This window comes from Pseudomonas fluorescens, from assembly GCF_000730425.1.
In the GTDB taxonomy this organism is placed as follows: domain Bacteria; phylum Pseudomonadota; class Gammaproteobacteria; order Pseudomonadales; family Pseudomonadaceae; genus Aquipseudomonas; species Aquipseudomonas fluorescens_X.
Genome location: NZ_CP008896.1, coordinates 674,145 through 688,937, shown reverse-complemented (window position 1 = coordinate 688,937; position 14,793 = coordinate 674,145). Strand labels below are relative to the sequence as shown.

The window sequence follows — 14,793 nt, the reverse complement described above, 5'->3', positions numbered from 1 at the left end:
CAAGCTCGCCCCTACAACACCTTGGCTTTGCGCCGGTCATCAAAGAACACTTTGCCCCCCATGACTCGATCCGACGCCCTCGGCGCATTCGCGCCCTGGCCATCCTGCCCTTCGACATACCAATAGCAATGGCTCACCGCCCGGGTAATCCCCACATAGGCCAGGCGCAGCACCTCGTCTTTTTGCGCATTGTCGTAAGGCTCGGTATCACCGTCCTTGCCAAGCCCAGCCATGCGATACACCTGGTTCTTGTACGGCGAGCGGGTCAGGTGCTGGCAATCGCCCAGCAAAAACACCGCATCCGCCTGCAGCCCCTTGGCGCTGTGATAGGTCAGTTGTTTGAGGCGGCGCATGGCGGGCGGCAAGCTGGAATCAAGATTAACTGCCGATTGAATATGATCTTGAATCAATAGCTTATCGCTACTTTTTCGATACAGCATTAATATTGATTCGCCCCGTTGGTAGTGGGCGAGCAACTGCTGCGCCAGGGCCGCCTCGTCTCGATCCAGCACCTGTACCGGGACCAGCGCCCTGGTTGCCCCGCTGGCCTTGGCCTTCTTGCCCGCGATCGCCGGTGCGGCTTTAACGATATGCTCGGCGGCGTCGATGATGTACTGGTGGCTGCGAAAATTCTCCCCGAGCATCACCCGGGTGGTGGCCGGTGACGGGAACTCTTGGTTGAACGCCATGAAGTACTTGGGCGAACTGCCGCGCCAACCGTAGATCGACTGCCAGTCGTCACCGACGCATAACAGCGAAGAATGCTGCGCACCACGCCCCACATGCATTGCCGGCCCGCGGCGGCGTATCTCGCGCAGGCTGGCGCGGATCCACGACACGATCTGTGGCGAAACATCCTGGAACTCGTCGATCATCAAGTGCGACAGCGGGCGCAACAGCCCATCGCTGAGCAACTTGAGGTTTTCCGGCGTGTTCTCGCCAAACAGCGAAAACATGCGGTTGTACGTCATGATCGGCGGCGACTGATCGAGCAGGTGGTCTTCCAGGGCCTTCCAGAAAATACTCAATGCCTCGAAGAAACCACGATCCGGGTCATCCTTGGCAAAACTCATCTGGCCAACCGCCGTGGGCACGTCCAGGCCGAGGTTCTCGATAAACCCGGCGGCGGTGACGAAACCATCCAGCAAGGGGGCCGAAGCCAGCTCACCCTTGACCTTGTAATCAAACCCCGGACCTGAGGTGGTATCACCGGCCAGGCTGCTCAACAGACGCTTGGATGACTCATAACTATCTATCCAAATCAATGGTTTACGGCAAAAAGCTTGAAAAAGGGTGCGCTTTACCGCCCATTCAGCCCGCACTGACAGCTTGGCGCCGGGACGCGCGATCTGAGGGTGTTCCCTGGCGTCGAAGCCCAGCACCACCCAGGCATCCAACTCGGCACTGTAGCCATGGCAATGGAAGGCAGCACCATTGATTTCAACACTTTGGCGATTGGGCTCGATCCCCTTGATCGGCCACGCGCCGGCACGCAGCCACAGGTCCTCGATCACATCACACAGTTCTTCGTCACGCTTGGCCGCCAACTCGGTGACCGCCACGCGCTTTTGCACATCCGGGTGGTCGCGCTCCAGCTCCTTGAGTTGCAAGGCGTGGCGAACCATCGGCGCAATTAGCTCGCGAAAGCGCGGATGCCGGGCATAGAGCCCGTGATAACAGGCATTGAGCTGTTGGCGCTGGGCATCGTTGATGCGCAGGTCGAAGGGGTTGCTATCGGCATCCTCATCGTAGGTACCGCTGCGCAGGTTCTCGAAGGCCTGCAAACGCTCAAAACCCGGCAGGCTGCGCACCATGGGCAGGATGCGTGAGTGAAAGGTGCGCACCACGGCCTGGGCTTCTTTGAAACCAAGGGGTTGGCCCCACAGGTTGAGAATTTCCATGAGCTTGCTGATGAAGTCCTTGCGCGACTCACGGGTGAAGGTCACCACCGTCATGGAGCTCAGCTCAAAGCCCAGGTAATGGGTCAACAGCAGGATCCGCAGGACCAACGACGTGGATTTACCCGCCCCGGCGCCAGCAACCACCGAGGTCGACGGAGTATCGCTGAAGATCATCTTCCATTGGGCCGTGCTGGGCTGCGCATGGGCCGGCAGCAGGCGTGCCACATCGGCCTTGATGCGTTTTTTCAGCTCGGCGGTCAGCGGCACGCGCCAATCGTCGAACAGGCTGTCGTCGACGCCCGGGGCACGGTGCTCATCGCTACGAAAGTCACGAATCAGCAGGACCTGGCGCCCTTCTTCAATGCCATCCCGCTTGCCCTCCTGGTAGCCGTACTCCACGCCCGCCTCATGCCCGCTGCGAAAGCCATCGGCCTGGCCATGCAACCAGGAAAAACGATGCTGGGCCCGCAAACGCGTCAGGCCATGGCCAAACAGCCGGGCAGCCAGGCGCTTGAACAGTGGCATTTGCGCCAGCGGGCGCAGTTCGGGGGGCAGATCGGGGGTGTGTCGCGGCACGCGGACTCCTGCGGGGCTTGGGCAAACAGAGGCCCTATGGTCGCTGGAAACCTTCGACAGTTCCAGCCAATTGCTTTGGCTTCATGCAGTTAGGCGATGAACTGAAGCCCGGCTCTAGTTTTTGGACCAAAAAATAAATCGAATAATTAGATTGGAATTAGGCATTTTTTACGCTTTTTATCGATGATGACCCGACGGATGATAGGCCCATCAACAGGAGACGATCATGCTTGAACTTCGACCTTTTACCTCCCTGGGCGGCGCCAATCACGGTTGGCTGGATGCCCATCACCACTTTTCGTTCGCTGAGTACCATGATGCCCGGCGCATGCACTGGGGCAACCTGCGGGTGTGGAACGACGACATCATCGCTCCAGGCACAGGCTTCCCACAGCATCCGCACCGGGACATGGAGATCATCACCTATGTGCGTGAAGGCGCCATCAGCCATGCGGACAACCTCGGTAACAAGGGGCGTACTGAAGCGGGCGACGTGCAGGTGATGAGTGCCGGCACCGGGATCGCCCACAGCGAATACAACCTGGAAGCCACGGCGACCAAGATCTTCCAGATCTGGATCATCCCCAACGAGGCAGGCCTGCCACCGTCCTGGGGCGCCAAGCCTTTTCCCAAGGGCGAGCGCGAAGGGTTCGTGACCTTGGCCAGCGGCAAGCATGGCGACAATGAGAGCCTGCGGATCCGCGCCGATGCACGCCTGGTGGCGGCCAACCTGAAGGCCGGGGAAAGTACCGAGTATCACCTGGATGCAGGGCGTCGGGCCTACCTGGTGCCGGCGACCGGGGTCATCGATGTGAACGGCTTGCGAGCGCAGGCGCGGGACGGCGTTGCGGTAGAGGATGAGCGCGTGCTGCGGGTGACGGCGATCGAAGACAGCGAAGTGGTGCTGGTGGATCTGGCCTGAGCCGGACTCTAAGCTCAATGTGGGAGCGGGGTTGCCCGCTCCCACATTTGGTCAGGAAATGGCACCGTCCACCAACACCTGCGCCTCTTCCACCAGGTGTTTGAGGTGATCTTCGCCAATAAAGCTCTCGGCGTAGATCTTGTAGATATCCTCGGTGCCCGACGGCCGCGCAGCAAACCAGCCGTTTTCGGTCATGACTTTCAGCCCGCCAATCGCCTGATCGTTGCCCGGCGCATGGCTGAGGATCTGCTGGATACTTTCCCCGGCCAATTGTTTCGACGTGACCTGCTCCGGCGCCAGCTTGCCCAGCAGTGCCTTCTGCGCCGGGGTGGCCTTGGCGTCCACACGAATCGCGAATGGCTCACCCAGGGCGTCGGTCAGGCCTCGGTAGATCTGGCTGGGGTCCTGGCCTTTGCGCGAGGTCATTTCGGCGGCCAGCAAGGCCGGGATCAGGCCGTCCTTGTCGGTACTCCAGACGCGGCCATCCTTGCGCAGGAACGAAGCGCCCGCACTTTCTTCGCCGCCAAAGCCCAATGAGCCTTCGAACAGCCCGTCGGCAAACCACTTGAACCCCACCGGCACTTCATACAGGCGCCGGCCAATGCGTGCGGCGACGCGGTCGATCAAGCCACTGCTGACCACGGTTTTCCCCACGGCCGCATCAGCGCGCCACTGGGGGCGGTTCTGGAACAGGTAGTCGATGGACACTGCCAGGTAGTTGTTCGGCGCCAACAGCCCGCCGGACGGGGTAACGATGCCGTGGCGGTCGTGGTCCGGGTCGCAGGCAAACGCCACGTCGAAGCGTTCCTTGAGGCCGATCAGGCCTTGCATCGCGTAGCTGGAGGACGGGTCCATGCGAATCTGGCCGTCCCAGTCCACGCTCATGAAGCGGAAGGTCGGGTCGACCTCGGTGTTCACTACCTCCAGGTTCAAACGGTAATGCTCGGCAATGGCTGACCAGTAGCGCACCCCTGCTCCGCCCAATGGGTCCACGCCCAGGCGCAGGCCGGCACTGCGGATGGCGTCCATGTCAATCACATTGATCAGATCGGCCACATAGGTATTGAGGTAGTCATGGCGATGGGTGGTGTCGGCTTTCAAGGCTTGTGCGTGGGTCATGCGTTTGACCCCGGCCAGCTTGGCGGCCAGCAGTTCATTGGCCTTGGCCTCGATCCATTTGGTGACATGGGTATCGGCCGGGCCGCCGTTGGGCGGGTTGTACTTATAGCCACCACTCTGGGGCGGGTTGTGGGACGGGGTGATGACAATGCCATCGGCCAGCCCGCTGGTGCGGCCACGGTTGTAGCAGATGATGGCGTGGGAAATCGCCGGGGTCGGTGTGTATTCGTCGCCTTCGGCGAGCATCACATGCACGCCGTTGGCCGCCAGCACTTCCAGCGCACTGGCGCCCGCCGGAGTGGACAGCGCATGGGTGTCAAGGCCGACAAACAATGGGCCATCGATACCTTGCGCCTCACGGTACAGGCAAATGGCTTGGCTGATCGCCAGCACATGCCATTCATTGAAACTCAAGTCAAAAGAGCTGCCACGGTGCCCGGAGGTACCAAAAGCCACGCGTTGAGTGGAGATCGCTGCATCAGGTTGGCCGGTGTAATAGGCCGTTACCAGTCGCGGGATGTCCACCAGCAATTGAGCTGGCGCCGGTTTGCCCGCAAAAGGACTGAGAGTCATGCAAAAACCTCTGAAAAGAAGGATTCGGAAAAGGAAGACAGTTTACTGGGTGTTTGACCGCCACGCGACGGTATCTATCCCACAGTAATCAGGGATGTTTCCTATGTGCCCCGTTCATCCGCTCTGCCCCTGCCTGAGTGCCCATGCCAACTCCTCCAGCACCAGGTCCAGGCTGTGATGAGTGCTGCCCCCATGGCTCAAGCGAAAGTGCTGCTGGTACAGGCCGCTCACGCTGAACAATTCCCCCGGGGCAATCACCACCTGGCGCGCCAGCATGTTCTGGAATACCCGGCGCATGTCCACGGCCTCGGTCGAGCGTAACCAGTAGGTAGCGCCTGCCTGGGGCAGCCGGTATGTCACGCGCTCGCCCAGATGCAGCTCCAGACGTTTGTGCATCGCTCCAGCCTGCTCCTTGAGCAATGCGCGCAAGTCATGCAGGTGCTGGTCGAGGCGTCCATTGTGGTACAGCCGGGCAATCGCCCGCTGGCGAATGGACGACAAACGAAACGTGCGCAACAGGAACTGGCGCTGCAATTGCGTGCTCAAGTGCCGCGACAGCAAATACCCGTAGGGAGCTTCCGGGCCCATGACTTTTTCGAGGGTGGAAAACACCATGAGCCGCTCAGGGTTCACCACGTCGCGCAGGTAGCTGGTGCTCGCCTCGAATTCCAACCCACCATGGATGTCGTTCTCCAGCAACCAACAGCCGTGTTGCTCCAGCAACCTTGCCACCTGCGCCTGATCCACCAGCGTCAAGGCGTTGCCCGTGGCCAGGCCCGGGGTCGAGGATAGCAATGCCAACTGCACACCTTCGGTACGCAGTTGCTGCTCCAGATAGGCCAGGTCGAGCCTGCCCGGCTCATTGCACGGCCACTCGATTACGCGCACGCCGGCGTCTTGCAGCAGCCGCAGGACAAGCCAGTCACACGGCGACTCCACCAGCACCGCGGCGTCCTTGAGCGCCAGCACGTCGATCAGGATGGCCAGGACGCCCCGCAGGTCAGCGCCGATATAGACGTCATCTGCCTGCCAGCAGCGCGTGGGTGAACGGGTGTAGCGCGCCGCCAGCGCCGCCCGCAGTTCCCAGATTCCACACGGCTGGGAATAGGGCTGCAACTGGCGTGGGTGCTGGCGCACCAGTTCACGTTCCAGTTGCAGCAATGGGCCGTCGAGGGAAAGCAGTTGCGCCGGTTCATCGGCACTGAGCACCAACATCCCCGGCCTGCGTGCCCCGACATACAGGCGCTCCAGCAAATCCTCAGCGGTGCAGCACGGCGTGTTTCTGGCAATGGGCAAGGCGTAGTAACCGGACTTGGCCACCGAGTACACCCTGCCTTCCTTTTCCAAGAGCGAGTAGGCGTATTGAATCGTGGAAATCGATACATTCAAACGCTCCGCCAGATGTCGCAAGGACGGCAGCTTGACCCTGGCCTCGGTGCCCACTTCATTGATCAGGTTGATCATGTAGCGATACACGGCCTGATAGGCGAAGCCTGCCTGCTTGTCCCCCTTCATGATGCTGCCTGCCCTGACAGTGGCTGCTGTAGCGCAACCATCCTCAGCGTCCTGACACGCCGTACGGCTCGGTGGTCGGCTCCTCGCTGTTGATAGAAGCGGCATTGGCTGCGACGTCGGTGCCATACAGATGCTGCAAAAGCACCAGGGGTAAACCGCTGGTGTCGACAATCCAATGCTGGACCAGTTCTGCCGAGGGTTTGCCCTGAAGGGCCTTATGCAGTTCGGGCAGTGCCACCAGCATGCCGGGGTGGCAACGGCGCAAGAAAGCCTCCAGGCGCTGTCCTTGCCGAATAAACGGTGAAAACAACAGACAGACCAGTTGGTTTTCTTCCAGGCCAAAGAACTCACGGGCATAGGTCGCCGCTAACATGCGCCCGTCCCTGGTGCCGGCCTGGGCAATCAGCAATTCCGGGATATTTTTACGGCGCATAAAGCCGATGGCCTGGTCAAGGAACTGTGCGACACCCTGCTGATAATCCAGGCCCAGCAGCATCTGCGCATGCAAGCCATGCAAGTGGGCCATCAATAGCGGGTTGGCGTAGGCCGGGGCGCTGAACTGAAAGGCGAGCTCATCCTGCCTGTAGCCCATGAATTCATTGAGCAATACCGTACAGTCCTGCCCCGTTGCGCGAAACAGGTCGGCCACACCGATGTAGGCCAGATGACGATGCACCTCCTTGGAGGAAGCATCCTGTGCCGCGTAATGCTCACCATAAACCTTGCGGTAGTAATCGGTGCTGCAATCATCCATGCGGGCGAACAAGGCGTTGAGCGCCAATGGCCGTCCGGAATGACCTTTCATGCCCGCTGTTCGCGTGGTCCTGGCCAGCCACGCCAGATATTGATTCTGCTTGCGCGGCGAATCACTGCTGACCAGAGCGTGCACCCCGCCGTCCCATGCCGTGATACGACGATAGAAATCCCCCAGGGACAAATAGCCGTCGTTGCACAAACTGGCGCGGATATCCCCCGAGCTCATGTGCCCGACCATCAACATATTGCGTCGGCCAATATCCTGGCCCCCCGTGGAAGCCGGGCGCAGGTGGTTGAAGGGGAAAACTTCCTGGTTTTCCACCATCAACAGCTCGACCCTGGGGTCATCATGGAAAAACAAGGCGCTGTAGCCTCGATGAATGCTGTCCAGCGCAGTTTGTGTCATCCCGGTATGGCGCAGGGTTGCCACGCGCAATTGAAAACTGCGCGGCGCACGCCCGGCGATGGTCAGTTGGGCGGCACGCAGGAAGGCCAGGGCGTGACTACTGCCTTTGCCGCCCCCATGGGCGACCAGCACTTTGTAGTCACCGATCTGCTCGATGCCGCCTGCGGCCACAATCAACCGTTGAATCAACAACTGAAGTGCAGTGCGCTCCGCTCGCGAGAAATAGCCTTGCAACCGTTGCAATACTTGCTGGTAAACATAATTCATGGCTTGTTCGTGAATAGCGCTCATAGCTTTACTACCTGAGGTTAACTGTCAGTTGCGGGCAAGCAATTGGGCGTGCCTGTCCGATCTGCTGTTTACTTGGAATTGACGTTTGTTGCGATAAAGCTGATAGCTAAATGTTAGCACCGCACAACAAAGCGCCAGTTGGAATGTCCCGGCGAAGATGCCATCACCCGCTGAAGAAAGCGCCTACACAGGCCTGCAGGCAAGCCTAGGAACCGTCTTACAATCGCCTACCGACTTTTAACTCATACAATAAAGAATGATCTGACATATACAGCGCACGGCAAAAATAGGGTTTAGTTCGCGCGCACTTAAAAGCCCTATCTATCGCCCCATATCCTTGGGTCGATATACAAGGCAGCTGATTAGTTATGGCGAGCCGCTGTTTGGATTTGTTTTCTGCAATCATTGCTCAGTCCTTGAGATGAAAGTGACCGGGCAATTATCAGCGCTTGATTGATGATTAAAAGATACAGACTGAGCGTAAAAACCAGTGCAGCTTGCCGGGCCGGTAGTTGCAGCAGCCCCTAAATGAAACGCCGCTGCTCTGGGATTCAGAGCAGCGGCGGCATCAAAGGCAGGTTTTGCGGGGAAAAAATCCGCGGGCCAGGCTCAGCGCAGGCGTAGATCCTGTCCTTCTAAATGGCGTATTTGCCCCATGGCAGGCACAGGTAGAACGTCCCTTTGCGAACATTCCCACAGATCAAACGGCTTCAACCTGCAACGCCACCCGCTCGCGGCACGGACATTCGTCCATATAACGATGGGCATCGACAAACTCACTGAACGCAAATACCCGAGTCTTGAGCGGTACCAGCATGCCATCTGCGGTCAGCTGGTTGATCTCACGCAGGGCCCGTTGCAGCGCAACCTGGTCCTGGGCGATGCCCAGCTCCGGCTTGCCGGTGAAGTTGCCGATGCAGTGCACAAAGAACTGAATGTTCTTCTGGAACGCTGCGCAGGCCGGGAACGGTGTCTGGTTGCCACCTTGCAGGCCATAGAGCACCAGGCTGCCACGGGGTGCGAGGACATCGCCCAACAGCGACATCTGCGGGCCGCCCAAGCCGTCAAACACCACGTCGACGCCCCGCCCATCCGTGAACTTGTTGATTTGCATCAGCAAGTCCTGTTCTTCAGTGACGATGACCTTTTCGGCACCCAGGGACAGCAGGTATTCGCGCTCGTCGGGCGACTTGGTGGCCGCGATCACCCGCACGCCCAGGGCCTTGCCCAGTTGCACGAAGGAAGGCCCGGCACAATGGCTGGCGTCCGTCACCAGGGCGAATTGCCCCGGCTTGACCCGTGCCAGGTCGATATAGGCAAAGTAGGCAATCAGCAGTGGCGTGTAGTGCACACTGGCCTGTACCGGGCTCAAGACATCCGGGTAACGGGTCAGGGCCGAACGAGGCAGCACAATCTGCTCGCCATACACCGGGTAATCATTGGGGCTTTCGGCCGGAAAGCTGGCGACCTTGTCGCCCACCGCCAGGTCATTGACACCCTCGCCGACCGCCATCACTACGCCGGCCATTTCATGGCCAAGGCCCGAAGGCAAGCGGGCATGGGAAGACGCCAGGTTCTGCCGCCAGAGAATGTCGTACCAACTGATGCCAATCGCTTCGACACGCACCTGCACTTCGCCCGGTGCGGGCAACGTGGCTTCATGCTCTTCGCACTTGAGCACCTCGGCCGGACCAAACTTGTGAAAACGGATCGTGCGGGACATCGCAAACCTCGCCAAAGTAACCTCTAATGCCATGAACTTTATCTGGGCTTTCGGGGCAAGGCCACCGGTCGCCATTAATAGTCGTCATGTCTGTCATTGATTCCACCGCTTAGGAAAATACCCTTGGTGGCGTAGGAAAACTGAATTAGCCGGTGCAGAGTACCAGCCTTTCCCCGTAAGATTCATGCCGGCCATTGTTGTCATGTGGCCGCTCACGTCAAGTTCGCTGAATCTGCCAGGACACAAGATGAACCGTAACGACCTGCGTCGTGTCGACCTGAACCTGTTGATCGTATTCGAAACCTTGATGCATGAGCGCAGTGTGACCCGTGCCGCCGAGAAACTGTTCCTCGGCCAGCCGGCCATCAGTGCGGCCTTGTCGCGCCTGCGCGGGCTGTTCGATGACCCGCTGTTCGTGCGTACCGGGCGCAGCATGGAGCCCACGGCTCGGGCCGTGGAAATCTTTGCCCTGCTCTCGCCGGCCCTGGACTCGATTTCCACCGCCGTCAGCCGCGCCGCCGAATTCGATCCAGCCACCAGCACCGCGGTGTTTCGCATCGGCCTGTCGGACGATGTGGAGTTTGCCTTGCTGCCGCAACTGCTCAAACGCCTGCGTGCCGAAGCGCCGGGCATCGTACTGGTGGTCCGCCGCGTGAATTACATCCTGATGCCGAGCCTGCTGGCCTCCGGGGAAATCTCCATTGGCGTCAGCTACACCGCCGACCTGCCGGCCAACGCCAAGCGCAAACTGTTGCGCCGCAGCCTGCCTAAACTGTTGCGCGCCGACAGCATGCCCGGCACCTTGAGCCTGGACGACTTCTGCGCCCGTCCCCACGCCCTGGTTTCATTTGCCGGCGACCTGAGCGGGTTTATTGATGAAGAGTTGGAAAAACTCGATCGCAAGCGCCATGTGGTACTGGCGGTTCCGCAGTTCAATGGCCTGGGTACCTTGCTGGCCGGCACCGACATCCTCGCAACCGTACCGGACTACACCGCCGAAGCCCTGACCGCAGCCGGCGGCCTGCGCGCCGAAGACCCGCCGTTGCCGGTACGCAGTTTTGAATTACATATGGCGTGGCGCGGTTCCCAGGATAACGATCCGGGAGAGCGGTGGTTGCGTTCGCGGATTCAGATGTTTTTCGGGGATCCTGACAGTCTCTGAAAGGCCGTCACCTGAGCAATCTGTACCCACTTGCTCTCCAGATACTCCTCAAGCCCAGACAAGTGGGGATTTTGGAGCCAGGCACCAAAAGTGCAGTCACAGGGAGGATCCGCAAGTTGCTGATGTCGGCAGTGGCAAAATGAGCCTTGCCAGCCTTAGGGCTCCCGCTCAGCCAATTCCTCCAGCAGATCCGCCGACGGCACGAAAAACAAGCTGCCGGTGACCGCCGTACTGAAATCCAGCAGCCGGTCATAGTTGCCGGCGGGCTGGCCGACAAACATGTTCGCCAGCATCCTCTCCAGCGGCTGTGGCGAACGGGCATAGCCGATGAAGTACGTTCCGAACTCCCCCGCCCCGGGCCGGCCGAATGGCATGTTGTCACGCAGGATTTTCACCTCCTCGCCATCCTCGGTGATGGTGGTCAAGGCGCTGTGGGAGTTGCTCGGCTTGACCTCATCGCCCAATTCGATATCCGACAGTTTGGTGCGCCCGATCACCCGCTCCTGGGCCTCGGTGGACAGGGCGTTCCAGGCACTCATGTTGTGCAGGTACTTCTGCACCAGCACATAGCTGCCACCCCTGAATGCCGGGTCTTCCTCACCGACGATGGTGAAGCCCACGGCCTTGCGCCCGGTGGGGTTCTCGGTGCCATCGACAAAGCCGATGATGCTGCGCATATCAAAATTGCGGAAACCCTGGACCTCATCCACCACGGTCACCGCATCGCCCAGGGCCGCCATGATTTGCGTGGCCAGTTCAAAACACAGGTCCATGCGGTCGGCGCGAATGTGCAGCAGCACATCCCCAGGGGTCGCGACCGCCATGCGCCCGGCGACCCCGACTGCCTGAAACGGGTGCAGAGAGGCCGGGCGCGGGCTACCGAACAGCGCATCCCAGGCGGTGGAGCCAAAGCCGCACACGCAGGTCAGGTTGCCATCAGGCACACGCTTGCCCACGGAGCGCGTCAGGGCTGCAATATCGCCGCACCACTCGCGAACGGTGTTGGCCGCCTCATCGCCAGGGGCGAGTGTGGCGACCATGAAAATGGCGCTGCTGGTAATCGGGCTACACACGGGTTGAGGATCAATTTCCGGGTTCATCGTTATGGGTTCCACACGCAGCTCCACGGTTAAAGGAGAGAGTAAAAAATCCTACACCCATTACTAAACGATATAAACACGTCGCCAGGGCAGCCCCTAGAGCAGCGTCCAGGTGTAGCTGAGGATCAACCGGTTCTCATTGATATCGCTGCGGTAGTTTGAGCGTGCCATGACATTGCGCAGCCGGATCCCCAAGCCACTCAGCACGCCGCTTTGCACGGCATAACCGATATCCAGGTCGCGCTCGCGGTCCCTGCCCTCGTATCCGCCACCGGTATTCACGTTGTCGCCGGTGATGTAACGCACGGTTGTGCTCAGCCCCGGAATCCCCCATGCCGCGAAGTTGTAGTCATGGCGCACCTGCCAGGAGCGCTCGTCGGTATAGGCGAACTCATAGGTGGGCACTTCGTTGCCCAGCGGCGTGACATTGGCAAAGACCCGTGGGAAGGCGCTGTCGCCATACATCGCCTGATAACCGGCATAAAAGGTATGCCCACCACGCTTGGCCGACAGCAGCGAGAAAAACGCCTGGTTGTCGATGTTGCCGAGCAACTGCTCGCCATCCTCCCGCGCAGTGTAGTACCCCAGGTTGACGCCCAGTACCCATGTCCCGAACGGCTGGCTGTGCTTGAAGCCGATAAAGTCCTGGGCGTAGATGTCTTGTAACTGGCCATGCCACAGGCTGACGCTGGTGCGCTCACGGTTGAAGGTGTAGTCGCCGCCGGCATAGTTGAACGCATCGCTCTTCGCCCCGCGCTGTGGCACATGGCCGAGCATCGCGATCATCTTCGAGTCACCGGCCTCGTTGCGCAGGCTGGTGGTGGCCAGGTGCCCGGCCTGCAGGGTGAGGCCTGTGATTTCACTGGAACTGAGGCTCAGCCCCTGGTAACTGGGCGGCAGCAGGCGAATGTCGCTGAAAGCCAGCACCGGCAGGTTCGGCTGCAACTCGCCAACCTTCAATTCGCTCCTGGACAGGCGCGCCTTGAAAGCCAGGCCCAGGCGGCTGTAGTCGTCGGCGGCGCGGCCATCGTCCTTGACCGGCAGCAGGCCGGTGTTGACCCGGTCCGGGCTGCTGTCGAGCTTCAGGCCCAGCGTGCCCAGCGCATCCAGGCCAAAGCCCACCGGGCCTGGGGTGTAACCGGACTTGTAGGTAAGAATAAAGCCCTGGCCCCACTCCTGGGCCTTGGACTGCGGGTTGGTGCCGACGATGTCGGAAAAATCGCGGCTGAAGTAATAGTTGCGGGCCTGCAAGGTGGCCGTGGAACCCGCGAAAAAACCACCCTCGCCCGCCGTTGCCGCAAAGGGCAGCCCTAGCAGGGAAAGCCAGATACGTTGTGTGCTCATGTCGGTGCTCTTTGTTTTTATTATCGACAGGTTGGGGCCGTTACAGCGCCTGGGCCGCGGGCAAGGTAATACGGATGCGTCGCTCGTTGAGGGCGAACACCGTCATCGCCAGCGCTGCAATGGCTCCGGGGATGGCAAAGGCCATGAAATTCAGCTGCAGGGGCAGTTCGATCGCCATCAGCGCGCCGCCCAACAACGGGCCGACGATAGCGCCATTGCGCCCGATGCCGGAGGCCCAACCCAGGCCGGTGGCACGAATCGACAAGCCATAGAGTTGCGCCGCTCCCGCATACAGGAGGATTTGCGTGCCGATGGTGGTGGCCCCTGCGATAAAGATCAGCAGGTACAGGACCGGCATCGGGCTGTTGATGCCCAACAGGCTGATGGAGACCACGGCGGCGGCAAAAAAGCTGATCACCACTTTCACCAGGTTCAGCCGATCCCCCAGGCGCCCACCGATCAGCGCCCCGGCCATGCCCCCCAGGTTCAATGCAATCAGGAACGACAGGCTCGACCCCAGGCTGTAACCCGCCCCGGCCATCAGCTTGGGCAACCACGAACTCAAGGCATAGACCATCAGCAGGCAACAGAAAAACGCGGTCCAGATCATCGCTGTGCGCACGGCCAGGCCATGGCGGAACAGCTCCACCACCGACGCCCCCTTGCTCTTGACGTCAGTGATGAGCAGTTCATCCCCAGGGCCGATCGGCGTATCCGGCGCCAGGCGTGCCAGCAGCGCTCGTGCCTGCTCCACCCGCCCCTGGCGAATCAGAAAACCAATGGACTCGGGCAGCCACAGCACAATCAACGGCAACAGCAGCAGCGGGATGACCGCCACGAAAAACATCGACGACCAGCCGTAGGCCGGCAGCATGAAGATCCCCACGCTGGCGGCGAGCATGCCACCAAGGGAATAGCCGCTGAACATGAAGGCCATCAACGTGCTGCGCACTTTCTTCGGCGCATATTCGTTGATCAGCGCCGCCGCGTTGGGCATCAGCCCGCCGCAACCGAGCCCGGCGATAAAGCGCCAGATACCGAATTCAGTGGGGCTGCTGGCAAAGCCGTTGAACACCGTGGCGAGGCTGAACAGCGCGAAACAAAAGACGATGCCTTTCTTGCGCCCGAAGCGGTCCGCCAGGGTGCCGAAGATCAACGCGCCGAACATCATGCCGAACAGCGCATAACTACCGAGCGCCCCGGCCTGCAAGGGCGTCAGGCCCCACTCGCGCATGATCGACGGCAGGACCACGCCGTAGATAAACAAGTCATAGCCGTCAAAGATCAACAGCAAGGCGCACAGGCTGACGATCAGCCAGTGAAAACGGTTGAACGGTGCATTATCGATAATCGAATGGACGTCATGGGTACGCATGGCAGTGCTCTCTTTATTGTTGTTGTGAGT

The 14,793-nt window shown here is 60.3% G+C and carries 10 protein-coding genes; 2 read left to right on the top strand and 8 right to left on the bottom strand.

From position 1 onward, the window contains the following. Positions 1-11: 11 nt before the first annotated feature. Positions 12-2,477 carry a UvrD-helicase domain-containing protein gene (locus HZ99_RS02880; protein ID WP_038441235.1) on the bottom strand — a complete coding sequence of 822 codons (2,466 nt, stop codon included), beginning with the start codon at positions 2,475-2,477 and terminating at the stop codon, positions 12-14. A 226-nt stretch (positions 2,478-2,703) separates the two neighbouring features. Here HZ99_RS02880 and HZ99_RS02875 point away from each other — a divergent pair, with 226 nt between their 5' ends. Continuing rightward, positions 2,704-3,399 (top strand): pirin family protein, encoded by a 696-nt coding sequence (locus HZ99_RS02875; RefSeq protein ID WP_038441234.1) that lies wholly within the window; start codon positions 2,704-2,706, stop codon positions 3,397-3,399. Between the two features lie 51 nt (positions 3,400-3,450). Here HZ99_RS02875 and pgm read toward each other — a convergent pair whose 3' ends face one another. The 4 genes from pgm to HZ99_RS02855 all read right to left on the bottom strand — a co-directional run bounded on the left by pgm (position 3,451) and on the right by HZ99_RS02855 (position 9,782). Then, entirely contained in the window at positions 3,451-5,091 is a 1,641-nt protein-coding gene (gene pgm / locus HZ99_RS02870; RefSeq protein ID WP_038441232.1) for a phosphoglucomutase (alpha-D-glucose-1,6-bisphosphate-dependent), read from the bottom strand. Between the two features lie 114 nt (positions 5,092-5,205). Continuing rightward, on the bottom strand, positions 5,206-6,606 hold the full coding sequence (locus HZ99_RS02865; RefSeq protein ID WP_038441231.1) for a PLP-dependent aminotransferase family protein: 1,401 nt from the start codon (positions 6,604-6,606) through the stop codon (positions 5,206-5,208). Positions 6,607-6,649: 43 nt separating this feature from the next. Beyond that, positions 6,650-8,059, bottom strand: coding sequence for a hypothetical protein (locus HZ99_RS02860; protein WP_051903010.1), 1,410 nt, complete (start codon positions 8,057-8,059; stop codon positions 6,650-6,652). A 700-nt stretch (positions 8,060-8,759) separates the two neighbouring features. Next, positions 8,760-9,782, bottom strand: coding sequence for a zinc-dependent alcohol dehydrogenase family protein (locus HZ99_RS02855; RefSeq protein WP_038441230.1), 1,023 nt, complete (start codon positions 9,780-9,782; stop codon positions 8,760-8,762). 247 nt (positions 9,783-10,029) lie between these two features. Between HZ99_RS02855 and HZ99_RS02850 the strand changes: the two genes are divergently transcribed. Continuing rightward, a complete protein-coding gene (locus HZ99_RS02850) occupies positions 10,030-10,944 on the top strand; it encodes a LysR family transcriptional regulator (RefSeq protein WP_038441229.1) in 915 nt (304 codons plus the stop codon). A gap of 155 nt (positions 10,945-11,099) precedes the next feature. Here the strand turns inward: HZ99_RS02850 and HZ99_RS02845 are convergent, their stop codons facing one another. From HZ99_RS02845 to HZ99_RS02835, 3 genes are all read right to left on the bottom strand, one after another. Next, positions 11,100-12,044: a Dyp-type peroxidase gene (locus HZ99_RS02845; protein WP_038441227.1), complete on the bottom strand. Its 945-nt coding sequence runs from the start codon at positions 12,042-12,044 to the stop codon at positions 11,100-11,102. A gap of 96 nt (positions 12,045-12,140) precedes the next feature. Continuing rightward, positions 12,141-13,388, bottom strand: coding sequence for an OprD family porin (locus tag HZ99_RS02840; protein ID WP_038441226.1), 1,248 nt, complete (start codon positions 13,386-13,388; stop codon positions 12,141-12,143). 40 nt (positions 13,389-13,428) lie between these two features. Continuing rightward, positions 13,429-14,763, bottom strand: coding sequence for an MFS transporter (locus HZ99_RS02835; RefSeq protein ID WP_038441225.1), 1,335 nt, complete (start codon positions 14,761-14,763; stop codon positions 13,429-13,431). Positions 14,764-14,793 lie beyond the last annotated feature (30 nt).

Bases quoted from the DNA above. Each gene is read 5' to 3' on its own strand.
- HZ99_RS02875 (WP_038441234.1), top strand. From the start codon at position 2,704: ATGCTTGAACTTCGACCTTTTACCTCCCTGGGCGGCGCCAATCACGGT.
- pgm (WP_038441232.1), bottom strand. From the start codon at position 5,091: ATGACTCTCAGTCCTTTTGCGGGCAAACCGGCGCCAGCTCAATTGCTG.
- HZ99_RS02865 (WP_038441231.1), bottom strand. From the start codon at position 6,606: ATGAAGGGGGACAAGCAGGCAGGCTTCGCCTATCAGGCCGTGTATCGC.
- HZ99_RS02860 (WP_051903010.1), bottom strand. From the start codon at position 8,059: ATGAGCGCTATTCACGAACAAGCCATGAATTATGTTTACCAGCAAGTA.
- HZ99_RS02855 (WP_038441230.1), bottom strand. From the start codon at position 9,782: ATGTCCCGCACGATCCGTTTTCACAAGTTTGGTCCGGCCGAGGTGCTC.
- HZ99_RS02850 (WP_038441229.1), top strand. From the start codon at position 10,030: ATGAACCGTAACGACCTGCGTCGTGTCGACCTGAACCTGTTGATCGTA.
- HZ99_RS02845 (WP_038441227.1), bottom strand. From the start codon at position 12,044: ATGAACCCGGAAATTGATCCTCAACCCGTGTGTAGCCCGATTACCAGC.
- HZ99_RS02840 (WP_038441226.1), bottom strand. From the start codon at position 13,388: ATGAGCACACAACGTATCTGGCTTTCCCTGCTAGGGCTGCCCTTTGCG.
- HZ99_RS02835 (WP_038441225.1), bottom strand. From the start codon at position 14,763: ATGCGTACCCATGACGTCCATTCGATTATCGATAATGCACCGTTCAAC.